At 61.8% G+C, this 11160-nt stretch carries 12 protein-coding genes; all 12 read right to left on the reverse strand.

The genetic code is table 11. The features are described from left to right. A partial coding sequence (locus NTW26_07350) for a DUF262 domain-containing protein (GenBank protein MCX7022072.1) occupies positions 1–951 on the reverse strand: 951 nt, incomplete at its 3' end. Further along, positions 948–2171 (reverse strand): adenine-specific methyltransferase EcoRI family protein, encoded by a 1224-nt coding sequence (locus NTW26_07355; protein MCX7022073.1) that lies wholly within the window; start codon positions 2169–2171, stop codon positions 948–950. The genes NTW26_07350 and NTW26_07355, both read right to left, overlap by 4 nt. Positions 2172–2407: 236 nt before the next feature. Further along, complete coding sequence (locus tag NTW26_07360; protein ID MCX7022074.1) at positions 2408–3352, reverse strand: N-acetyltransferase; 945 nt, start codon at positions 3350–3352, stop codon at positions 2408–2410. A gap of 121 nt (positions 3353–3473) precedes the next feature. Then, positions 3474–3968, reverse strand: coding sequence for a ferritin family protein (locus NTW26_07365; GenBank protein MCX7022075.1), 495 nt, complete (start codon positions 3966–3968; stop codon positions 3474–3476). 34 nt (positions 3969–4002) lie between these two features. Continuing rightward, a complete protein-coding gene (locus NTW26_07370) occupies positions 4003–4533 on the reverse strand; it encodes a ferritin (protein MCX7022076.1) in 531 nt (176 codons plus the stop codon). 126 nt (positions 4534–4659) lie between these two features. Beyond that, entirely contained in the window at positions 4660–5037 is a 378-nt protein-coding gene (locus NTW26_07375; protein MCX7022077.1) for a desulfoferrodoxin, read from the reverse strand. 587 nt (positions 5038–5624) lie between these two features. Beyond that, positions 5625–6113 carry a hypothetical protein gene (locus NTW26_07380; protein ID MCX7022078.1) on the reverse strand — a complete coding sequence of 163 codons (489 nt, stop codon included), beginning with the start codon at positions 6111–6113 and terminating at the stop codon, positions 5625–5627. Positions 6114–6714: 601 nt separating this feature from the next. Next, positions 6715–8352, reverse strand: coding sequence for an ATPase, T2SS/T4P/T4SS family (locus NTW26_07385; GenBank protein MCX7022079.1), 1638 nt, complete (start codon positions 8350–8352; stop codon positions 6715–6717). Positions 8353–8416: 64 nt separating this feature from the next. Beyond that, positions 8417–8866: a PTS sugar transporter subunit IIA gene (locus NTW26_07390; GenBank protein MCX7022080.1), complete on the reverse strand. Its 450-nt coding sequence runs from the start codon at positions 8864–8866 to the stop codon at positions 8417–8419. Positions 8867–8868: 2 nt separating this feature from the next. Continuing rightward, complete coding sequence (locus tag NTW26_07395; GenBank protein MCX7022081.1) at positions 8869–9186, reverse strand: MerR family transcriptional regulator; 318 nt, start codon at positions 9184–9186, stop codon at positions 8869–8871. A gap of 9 nt (positions 9187–9195) precedes the next feature. Continuing rightward, positions 9196–9831 (reverse strand): glycerol-3-phosphate acyltransferase, encoded by a 636-nt coding sequence (locus tag NTW26_07400; protein ID MCX7022082.1) that lies wholly within the window; start codon positions 9829–9831, stop codon positions 9196–9198. Next, positions 9828–11160, reverse strand: a 1333-nt coding sequence (der, locus tag NTW26_07405) for a ribosome biogenesis GTPase Der (protein MCX7022083.1), incomplete at its 5' end; no start/stop codon positions are given. The genes NTW26_07400 and der, both read right to left, overlap by 4 nt.

The raw sequence follows: 11160 nt of genomic DNA on the forward strand, positions 1-11160 counted from the left end.
CTTCTTGGTCGCTTCGTCAAACACCCGTACATCCAAGAGCTTCGAATCTTGAAGGCCGCCGAGAATGTATTCGAAGACGCCGCGACGGTTCTTGACGTACGGGTCGCCATAAAGCCGCTGGACCTCGGCGGAAACTTTGGCCGGATCATAGGACTTGGAATGGTATTGCTCGTAGAGCCGTCCCCACTCCAGTCCCCGCATTTCGCTCTCAACATCCCTGAACACGCTCGACACCCAGTCGATTACGCTGTTGAAATAAGTCTTCAGCTGATTGATATTGTTGTTGTTGCGATGCTGGCTCATGTAGCTGCCGATGTCGCCCTTGCTCACCCAGTCCAGCGCCCGCTCCAAGAACTCCTGCCGGTTTGCGCTGCCCCTGACGTAGGCGCTCCATTTCTGGATGTTCGCGTTCTGGCTGTTGCTGAACTCGGCCTTCGCGAGCGTCACAAACGGGCCGGAGTAGATGGCGTTCAGCAACTCCTGGTCGTTGAGCGGCACACCTGCGATGTTGATCGTCTCGAACCACTTCTTGATCTCGGTCTCCGTGCCCTCGCACTCGTAGATCAGCAAATTCGAGTTCCTAATCAGGGCCTGCTGGTCGGCGGGCAGGCTGTCGAAGTTCTTCGGATTGCCGTCGTCCATGATCGCGAACTTGTTTGTGATGAACCGCCCTATGCTGGTGATCCGCTGCTGGCCGTCTAAAACCTCGAACTTATCCTTCGAGACTTTGTTGAAATAGATCAGGCCCAGCGGATACCCCTTGAGCAGCGAATGGATGACCGCTTGCTCTTTCTTGCCTCCACCATCCGCATAGATGTAATTGCGCTGGTACTCCGGCTGAATGGTGAGCTTTCCGCCTAGCCCGAACAGACCCTTGCCCTCCAGTTGGTTGTACACAAACCCATCGCATATGTCGGCAACGGTGATGTCGGTTTTCAGCTTAGTATTCACTTATTCCACCCTCTTGCAGGCTGGGTAATGCGGCGGTGGCGGATGAGGACTCGCTTGAAAACCTTGACGCCGTTCACTACCCCGGAAGCGTTGAGGTCGTAAACGCCCGGCTTGCCGAATCGCTTCCGATACGTGTCCCGGCACTCCGAGGAGGTGTACACCCGAGTCCTACAGGCATTGTCTGGGTCGTTGGATTCCGTAGTGCCCACAATTTCGAACTGGTCCGGGTTGTACTTGTCAAGGAAGGTAATAGGTACGCCCATAGCGCCGTCGTAGTCGCTGGGAATCGCGTCGGTGAACGGCACTTCGATGGCATCGTAGTTGTCGTATCTGTCGTAGGCCTCCTTGCCCTTGATCTCCTTGTGCTTGCTGAACTTCAAATTGTCCGCCATGGTCATAAGGGGTAGCTCTTGGTGGCGGCGTCCGTGGTCGAGGTTTGTGAACCAAACCGAAGTAGACCGGCCCATTACCTTGCCGTTGACGATTCTGTAATTGCTCCCCTTCTTGCCGGACTCAAGCATGGCCTTTGCTACTTTGGGTGGAACGTCGAAAAGCATATCAGTCCCCATTGGAGTGACCCCCATCCACAGTTTGTTGTCCTTGATGAGCGGGAAGATTTCCTTGTACGTGATGGCGTTCTTGTTCCCGATAATCAGGAACTTCTTCCCGTGTTCCACGAGCTGGGCGACGTACTCACGGAAGAGAGAGAAAGGCGGGTTGGTGACCACGATGTCCGCCTGTTTGAGCAACTCAACGCACTCCGCGCTACGGAAGTCTCCGCCTTCCGCGAGGCGTGTGCGGGTGTGGGGGTTCTGCTTAAGGAAGAGTTTGACATCTTCAATGCCGGTAGCGCCATCCCCGTTGACATCCACCACTTCCCCGATCTCGACGGCAATCGCCTTGGGCTTTTGGCGCTTGCCATTGCCCTCGTCGTACTCACCGAACGTGAGTTGTGCGCCGGCGATGGTGGAGCCGTCGTAGCTGGTGGTGACGAGCTTTTTGAGGCCGAGCTTGTTGAAATTGGCGGCGAAGTACTTGAAGAAGTTGCTCTCGAAGGGGTCGTCGCAGTTGCAGTAGACGACCTTGCCACGGAAGGTGTCGGGGTCGAATTCCAAGTATGCCTCGACCTCTTTCTGGATATCGACGTACTGGGTGTAGAACTCGTCCTGCTTGGCCGCCTTGGCGGCGCCGAGTCCTCGGTTCAGTGACTTGTTTTGCATGTTATTCCGCGATTGTCGCCGTAGAAAAGACGGCCGCCCATGCGCGCTCTCCGGTTTGGTTGCCGGAGAACTGTATCAAAGGCGGTTCGCGCAAGCAACCGGACGCCTACTTCGTTCCTGCCTTTGGGTTTAGCGTCCGCCGCCGCGCCTTCTTTTTCTTCCGTTTCTTCTTCGGCCGATAGGCGTTTCTTTTTTTTAAAGAGCCGACACCCTCCCGTAACACTATAAATATAGGCCTAAATACCCTGAGCGTCAAGGCGATATGCCATTTCATTTTGCGTGACCCGGTAGCCCAGGGAGTCGTAAAGTGCGGCGGCTCCGCGGTTGGAGGCGCCGACCTGCAGGGAGCTGCCGGCGAATCCGGCCGAGGCGTAAGCGGTGAGGGCGTGCGCGATGAGCAACCGGCCCAGCCCCCTGCCCTGTTGGTTGGGGCTGACGGCGAGGCTGACCACGAAGCCGAGCGGCGCGGATTCCTTGCTCTCCTCCACCGTGGAGACGACGAAGCCGGTCATCAGCCGGTCCCGCCGCCGGGCCACCAGGTTTCCCGGCGGGAAGGGCCTGCCGAATTTCCCCTCCAGGCAGCCCTCGAGCATCGTCTCCGACTCGAAAGGGTCGGCCAGGGCGGGGTGGACGAGGGCATCGGGCGAGTTGTGGAAGGCCGCGGCCTGGATCAGGGCCAGCGCCCGCAGGTCCTCGGGACGCATACGGCGGACGGAGTGCCCCTCGACGGTCGGCGGTCGGGATAGGCCCGCGTCGCGGAAGAGCAGCACCCTTTTCTCCCGGGGGACCAGATGCCAGCCGGCGCGCTGCATGGCCGGGCCGAGGTCGCCTTGCGGCGGGCTGAGGGTCGCCCCCGAGGCCAGAACGAGGCTTTCCCCCCGCACCAGCCGGTCTAAAAGCCGAATGCCGCCCTCGGCGTTGTTGTGGCGCCCGGCGAGGTACAAAAGGGACACCCGGAGGCCGTCGCTTTCCCGGGTTCCGCAGGCGAAGCCGACGGTTTCCATGCCGTCGAGCGCCAGGGACCAGCGCCGGTTCCCGGGTTCGTTCCAGGCGTCCGTAAGTTTCCGCCGGAGCCCCTCGAAGGCGCGCCCAAGCCGCGCGCCGAAGTAGCGCTCCGCCGAATCGAACAGCCCGTCCGGCGGGGGGCCGGAGTAGAGCTCTCTGGGAACGAAAACCAGCATGGTGTGGCGGTATTATACCCCGAGACGCGTTTTTCCCGTCAGCCCGTTCCGTCGTCCGCGATAACGAAAGCCGAGGAACGCGCCCTCGGCTCACGACGTCGGGGTCTTGAAAGCGGACGGCCTAGCGAATCCCGGCCAGCCTGGCCGAAAGCGTGTTCACGTGGCCGATTTCCTCCCCGATGATCCAGTCTATCTTGTCCCGGCCCCACTGTTCGGGCGTGGCCTGCTTCAGGCCCACGTAGAAGGCGATGGAATCGCGCTCGAGGCCGATGGCGTAGCGGAGGACCTTATCCAGGGATTCCTTCCCGGTGAGCGTGTCGGCCGGCTCGACCCGGACGTCGAAGACGTAGCCGCCGGCCATGGCCTGGAGGTAAAGGACGGCCTGGTTGTCCGGATCGAAAATGGTGGCCGTCCGGTCCTTCTTCGTCAGCTTCTCCCGCAGCTCGCGGAAGGTTTTCCCGTGCTCGTCCTCCATGGCGGCCAGGTCTTGGAGCATGTCTTTCGTCGGGGCGTCCTCGAAGCCCAGAGCGGCCTTACGGTAGAAGGCGGCCCCGTTGCGCTCGATCTGCTCGGCCAGCTCGTAGATCTCGTCGGCGGAAAATTTCGTGATACTCATCGCCCAACCTCGAGGAAAATCGGTTTCGTTTACGCTAGTTCGCCGCGGGGAGGATGCTCAACAAAATCGGCGCCGGGATGATCCGGACGCTCATCTCCTTGTCCAGCATCAGGAGCCCCTGACCGTTGCCCTGGACCAGCTTCGTCTTCTCGACGTTGGAGGTGGCGTTGTCCTCCTCCTCGATCTGCTCGTTGACGAACCAGTCCAGGAGGGGCCGGGTGGCGTGGTCCCGAGTCTCGACGACGGCGTCGTAGATTTTATAGATGGAATCGGAGATGAAGCGCTCGTGCTTGAGGCTCGCCTCGAAAGCCGCCAGGGGGCTTTCCCACTCCACGGGCGGCTTCTCGATGGCCTCCAGGACCACCCGCCCGCCGCGCTCGAGGATGTGGTTGTAGAACTTGAAGGCGTGGATGACCTCCTCCTGCACCTGGGCGTTCATCCAGTGGGCCATGCCGGGGAGGTTCTTGGCGGCGAAGTAGGCGGCGATGGCCTGGTAGAGGTAGGCGGAGTATAGCTCCTTGTTTATCTGCTCGTTCACGAGCTTTTCGACTTTGGGATTCAGCATCTCGGTCTCTCCCATATTTTCAGGGGCCGGGCGGTGCTTCCGGTCACCCGTTCATTCGATTGGAGACAAGGGGTTTTGCCGGAGGCATAGCTCGCTTCGCTCGGTTAAACCCCTTGCTCTAGTTGTCTAGCTTTTCCACAGGCCGTGGACGTTGCAGTACTCGCGGGCCCGGACCTTGGCGTCCCCGCAGTAGCAGAAGTGGGACTTGGGCTCGTCGCCGGGTTTCAACCACTTGCGCATGACTTTTTCCCCGGCGTGGAGCTCGATCCACTCGATGTAGTGCTCGGGGACCATGGGGTGCAATGTGCTGCCCACGGTCACGGTGTAGCCGTCGGCGTCCTTCTCGATGACCGGCACGTGCTTCTCGGTCTTGAAATCCGCCGTCTTCTCCTCCATGAGCTTCATGGGCTTGCCGCAGCAGACCAACTCCCCGGCGCCGCCGTGGACGATTTCCACGACGTTGCCGCACAGCTCGCACTTGTAAACCTCGCGTAATTTCCTCATCTCGCGTTCCTTTTCGGTTGAGCGCCGGCGGACCGATGCGCTGTTCCCGGTCATGGGGGTGAGCCCCCTATCCCCCGGATTCCAGGAGGTCGTCGTACTCGATCTCGAAGCGCAGCTTGTGCTTCGCCTCCTCCCTCTGGATGGCGAAGTCGAGAACCTCGTCGGCGGAAGAAAATTTCTGCAAGGCTGCTCCTTAGATTGCCCCGGCGGTCATTCGCCGTCGTTGAAAGTGACACTCGCTTATTTTACAGGCGAGGGGCGGGCGGGTCAAATCGAACTTCACTCATCACCAGTCGGGAATATCACAATATCGGGAAAAGTATATCACAAAACTCGAATAAAACAAAATCAGACCTGACAGCCGGGGCAGAAATACGTGCTCCTCTGCTGCTGGACGATTCGCTCAATTCGGCCGCCGCAGCGGGGGCAGACCTCGCCTTTCCGACCGTAGGCCCGGAGGTGGCGCTGGTGCTCCCCCGGCAAACCACGGGAGTCCCGGTAATCGGAGAGGGTGGTTCCGCGGTGGGTAATCGCCTCGGCGAGGACGTCGCGGATAGCGTTCAGGAGTTTTAAGCGCTCCCGCGGCGTCAGTCCCGAGACCGGCCGATCGGGGCACAGACCGGGAGCCAGACCTTCAGCGCCTGGCGGCTCCCGGCGATGAGCGTGGAAAATATTTCCGGGGTGAGGGTGGGGTCGAACGGCTCCACGCCGGCGGGCTTCGCATCGCACAACGATTCGCAGAGTCTGATCTCGCCGAGGCGGCGGAGGTCGTGGAAGAGGAGGTGGCCGTTTTCCAGCGTAACGACGGCTCGGAGGTTTCTGGGGCAAAAATCCGTCCCCGGCGACCAGGTCAGGCGGCCGGTCATCCGCAGGTCGAAGCGCAGGCAGAGGCCCGTCTCCAGCTCCACGACGAGCCGCTTCCCGACCCGCAGGACCTTTTTTACCGTCGTTCCCGACAGGCCGGTGGTGTCGAGCGCCAGGCGGGAGTCGAGGATTTCGACGCGGACCAGCCGCCCGCCCTCAAGGAGAGGGGCGAGCTGACGGGCGATGGTCTCGACTTCGGGCAGCTCGGGCATGGCGGGGCAACTTTAGCACAGCGTAGGTTTTTAATAAATGTCGGGCGGGGACTTCAGTCCCCTAGCCCTCACCCTTAGCCCCGTCGGCGCGCCGCTCCCACGGGGAGAGGGGGGCCGCCCCGACCCTCAACCTGGGTTGAGATGATGTAGGGGCGACCCGTAGGACGAGTCCTCTGCGGTCGCCCGCTAATGGAAGTAACGAAAAAAAACACCAGTAGATTCTTGTTCATTTCGTCGACTCCTGAATTTGAGTATCGCCCAGTTTAGTAATAATCACATCTATTTTAAAGAAAGTTACACAAGCACTGTATCTTACCCTACCCTTCGGTGATGTATCATCTCCATTACAGCCAATTGATAAGTGTTTTTTAAAAAAACCATCCTTAATCACTTTTATAATATCTTCGGTAATGTCGTTATCTTTACCACATCCGTACCCTTTGTTGTCTATATTATGGCATTTAATTAGCAGCCTACCATTTACAAAGCTCTCATTAGAATAGTGTTTTTCTCTACGTTTAAAGTGACATCTTTCAACAACATTTATACTTATCCGGTTGTGTAATAAAAAATCATGTAAATTGAACATTTTTACCTCGCTCTACCCCAGCACCCGCTCGATCTCCTCCAGGGTGGTCAGGCCGCGCTTGAACTTCTGCACCGCCGACTGGCGCAGCGTCTGCATCCCCTGCTCCACGGCGTACTCGCGCATGGCCCGCTCGCCGGTCTGCTCGCCTATCATCGTCCGGAGCGTGTCGTCAACCATTAGTATCTCGAAGATACCCACCTGTCCCGCGTATCCCAGCCCGAGGCAGTTCTCGCAGCCCGAGCCGACGAAGCTCGCCACCCCTTCCATTTCAGAGGGTTTGAGGCCGAATTTTTCTAGAAGCTCGGCCGTGTAGGTTACGGGTTCCCGGCAGCTCGGGCAGATGCGCCTGAGCAGGCGCTGGGCGATGACCGTGTTGAGGCTGGCGGCCAGCATGAACGGCTCCACGCCCATGTTCACCAGGCGGTTGATGGTGCTGACCGCGTCGTTGGTGTGGACGGTGGAGAAGACGAGGTGGCCGGTCAAGGCGGCCTGGATGCAGATGTTGGCCGTCTCGATGTCCCGGACCTCGCCGACCAGGATCACGTTGGGGTCCTGGCGCAGGAAGCCCCGCAGCGCCCGGGCGAAGGTCAGGCCTATCTCCGCGTTGGCGTTGATCTGGTTCACGCCGTCCAGCTCGTACTCGACCGGGTCCTCCACGGTCATGATGTTGCGCGAGGGGTCGTTGAGAACTTTGATGGCGGCGTAGAGGGTGGTGGTCTTGCCCGAGCCGGTGGGGCCGGTGACGAGGATGACGCCGTTCGGCACGCCGATGGCCTTTTCGAAAATGACCAGCTGTTCCTTGGTGAAACCCAGCTCCTCCAGCGGGATGTTTATGGTGGAGGAGCGCAAGAGGCGCAGGGCCACTTTCTCGCCGGTGATGGTGTGGGCGGTGGAGACGCGGATGTCCACCGGCTCGCCCCGGGCGTCGAAGCGGATGGCCCCGTCCTGGGGCATGCGCCGCTCGGCGATGTCCAGGTTGGCCATGATTTTCAGGCGGCTGACGATGGCGTCGCGGTACTTCGCCTCGGGGGAGAGGACCTCGTGGAGGATGCCGTCCACCCGGTAGCGGATGCGGAAGCGGTCGGCGTAGCTCTCCAGGTGGATGTCCGAGGACTTGTGGGCGAGTGCGTCGGCGATGAGGTCGTTGACGAAGTTGATGATGGGCGCCTCGTCGGTGGAGGTGGGCGCGGCGACGGTCGTCTTCGGGGTCTCGGGGGCCTCGACGATTGGCTCCTCCTTCTCGAGGGCGGGCCGGGTTTTCGTCTTCTTTTTCGTCGGCGGTTCCAGGCCGTAGAAGCGCTCGATAGCGGCCAGCAGCTGTTCCCTCGACGCCACCACCGGCTGGACGTCGTAGTCGGTGGCGAAGCGGGCGGCGTCTATGGCCACCATGTCCCCCGGGTCCAGCATGGCCAGCGCCAGACGGTTCCCCCGGCGCTGGAGGGGGAGGATTGTGTGCTGCCGGGCGATTTCGGCGGGGACCTTCTTCAGGAGCCCCGGCTCGATCTCGACGTCGGTCAAGTCCACGTAGGGCAGGCCGAGTTGACGGGACACGGCCGCCGCCAGCTCGCGGTCGTCCATCAAACCGCTCTCCAGGGTCGCGGCGATGAAGCTGATACCCTCCCGGGTCTGAATCACGACGACCCGCTCCAACTCCTCTTGGGAGAGCGCGCCCGACTCGACCAGGGTCTGTTCCAGACTGCGGATGGTCCACCCCCTACACGTGGGTTCGCAGGATATCGTACACCTCGAGGGCGCTCTCGGCTTCCTTGAGCCGTTCCCGGAGTGTCGGAACGTGGAGGAGCCGCGAGATTTCACCGAGGAGTATGACCACCTCGGTGGGGTTCACGGCGGAACCGGCGATGGCGAAAACTAACATTACCGGTTGCCCGTCCTGGCTCTGCCAATCAACTTTCACCGAGGTGACGCCGATTGCCAGCCGCGACTTCGCGAGTTCTTCCAGCCGGCAGTGGGGGAGGGCGACCCCGTGGCCGATTCCGGTGCTTATCTCCTCGCGGGCCTCGATGGCCTCCGCGATGGCCTTCGCGTTGTGGATCTCGTCCTGGAGGAGCCCCGCCATCTCGGCGATTATCCCTTCCTTGGTGTCCGCCTCCAGGGGGACCCGGATGCGCTCGAGGGCGAGGTAATTCAAAAGAAGCTCGGACACGGCTACTCTTCCAGAATCTGCCTGACCTGCAAGAGTTCTTGGCGAATGTGGCGGAGCCTCTCGGCGAGCTTCGCCCCGTCGGGCTTCGGGGCTTTATCCAGGTCGAGCTGCCGCCGCGCCCCGGCGATGGTGAGCCCCACCTCGTCCAACAGGAGCTCCAGGCGCAGGACGAGCCCCAGGGCCTCGTAGGTCAGGAAGACCTCGTCCTCCTCCTCGAGGGCCAGCTCACGCAGCTCGGGAAACTCCGAGAGCCAGTAGGAGACTTTGGTCGCCGGCACGCCGGTCATCCGTTCTACCTGATCCAGACTGAAGCGGTCCAAAGGGGCTCCTTACGGTTTCGGGGAGTTTTCCCCGGGCAGGGGGGCGTTCTCCCGACCCTCGCGCAGCCTCTTCAGGTTGCCTCGGTGCATGAATATTACCAGAGCCGCCGCCGGAACGCCAAACCCGAGGAGGACCCAATTCATCCCGCCCCCGGCCAGGCCGAAGACCGTAATTACGACGGGGTAGGCCACCGAGGCGGAGATGGTGGCTACGGAGACGATGCGGGTGGCGAAGGCCACGATTAAAAAGAGACCCAGGGTGACGAGACCGATCCAGGGATCGAGGGCCGCCGCCGCGCCGACGCCGGCCATCGCCCCCTTGCCGCCCCGAAAGCCCAGAAAGGGCGTGAAGATGTGCCCCAGCATGACGGCCACCATCAGCGCGCAGCCGTAGAGGGTGGGGTCGAGCCAGCTTACGGGGAAGAGTTGGGGGAGGAAATAGACCCCGACAAAACCCTTGGCGCCGTCCAGGACGTAGGCCAGCACACCGGGGACTTTGCCGCAGGTGCGCAGGACGTTGGTGGCGCCGACGTTCTTCGAGCCCTCCTCGCGCAGGTCTATCCCGCGCCAGAGCTTGGCGACGAGCCAGCTCCAGGGGACGGAACCCCAGACTATGGCGACGAGAAGGCTCAGGGCGAAGGTCAACGGCGTCCTCGCTTTTTCGACGCGGCGCCGGAAAAGCTTCTTTCGGCGTCGGACGACCCCTTTTGCCGGCGGGGCCTCTTCTCCATCCGGTACTCGACGAAGAGCGGCACGCCCGCCCAGCCGCCGGCCTCGCGCAGTCGGTTCTCCAGGAAGCGCCGCCAGGAGAAATGAATCTCCGCCACGCGATTGGTGAAGACGGTGAAGCCGGGCGGCCCGGCGTTGGTCTGCACGGCGTAGAGCAGCTTCACCTCTTTTCCCCGGAAGATGGGCGGCGGGTGGGCCTCCTGGGCCTTCTGCACGACGCGGTTCAGCTCCGGCGTGGGCATCTGCCGCACGAAAGCCTCGGCCACCCGACCGATTTCGTCCATCAGGAGCTTGAGGCCGAGTCCCTGGGTGGCGCTCGTAAAGGCCACCGGGATGTGGGCGGCGAAGCCCAGGAGCCCGTGGGCGTCCTCGGTCAGCCTTCGCTTTTCCGTGCGGTTGTGCTCCACCAGGTCGCACTTGTTGAAGACCAGAATCGCCGCCCGGCCCTCCTCCAGGGCGTAGCCCAGAATCTTCGCGTCCTGGGTCACCAGTCCCTGCACGGTGTCCACCAGCATGAGCACGAGGCGGCTGCGGCGGATGTGCTCCAGGGCGCGTACCACGGTGAGCCGCTCGAGGAACTCCCCGCGGACCTTCTTCTTTTTTCGCAGCCCGGCGGTGTCCACCAGGAGGTAATCATGTCCGCCGTACTTGAAGGGCACCCCCACGGCGTCGCGGGTGGTTCCCGGAACCTCCGAGGTTATCAGGCGGTTCTCCCCGACCAGGGCGTTGACCAGTGAGCTTTTGCCAGAGTTGGGCCGCCCGATGATGGCGATGGGGAAGGGCCCGTCATCCGGTTTTTCCGTGAAACCGCCGACGGTATTCTCGACGGCCTCGAGGAGCTTTTTGAAATTCCGCTTTCCCTTGGCCGAGAGCGGAATGACGTCGGCGTCGAATCCCAGGGAGTAGAAGTCGCCGGCGGCGGCCTCCAGCCGCTCGTTGTCGGCCTTGTTGACCACGATGACGAGAGGCTTTTTCAGCCGGCGCAGCGTGTCGGCAATCTCGATGTCCTCGGGCAACAGGCCGTCAATGGCGTCCACCACGAACAGGACGAGGTCGGCCTCGGCGAGGGCGATTTGGCGCTGCTCGTCCACGAGCTGGCGCATCTCGGGGTCGGCCTGGTCCCAGCCGCCGGTGTCCACGACTCCGAACCGGCCGAAGGGCCAGTGCGCCTCGGCGTACATACGGTCCCGCGTCACGCCGGGGAGGGCGTCCACGATGGCCAGCCGCCTCCCGATGAGGCGGTTG

It is taken from the genome of bacterium, assembly GCA_026398675.1.
In the GTDB taxonomy this organism is placed as follows: domain Bacteria; phylum RBG-13-66-14; class RBG-13-66-14; order RBG-13-66-14; family RBG-13-66-14; genus RBG-13-66-14.

What these genes read in the sequence shown, in the direction of transcription:
- NTW26_07380 (MCX7022078.1), bottom strand. Translation starts at nt 6,113, where the DNA reads ATGCCCGAGCTGCCCGAAGTCGAGACCATCGCCCGTCAGCTCGCCCCT.
- NTW26_07355 (MCX7022073.1), bottom strand. Translation starts at nt 2,171, where the DNA reads ATGCAAAACAAGTCACTGAACCGAGGACTCGGCGCCGCCAAGGCGGCC.
- NTW26_07370 (MCX7022076.1), bottom strand. Translation starts at nt 4,533, where the DNA reads ATGCTGAATCCCAAAGTCGAAAAGCTCGTGAACGAGCAGATAAACAAG.
- NTW26_07360 (MCX7022074.1), bottom strand. Translation starts at nt 3,352, where the DNA reads ATGCTGGTTTTCGTTCCCAGAGAGCTCTACTCCGGCCCCCCGCCGGAC.
- NTW26_07365 (MCX7022075.1), bottom strand. Translation starts at nt 3,968, where the DNA reads ATGAGTATCACGAAATTTTCCGCCGACGAGATCTACGAGCTGGCCGAG.
- NTW26_07375 (MCX7022077.1), bottom strand. Translation starts at nt 5,037, where the DNA reads ATGAGGAAATTACGCGAGGTTTACAAGTGCGAGCTGTGCGGCAACGTC.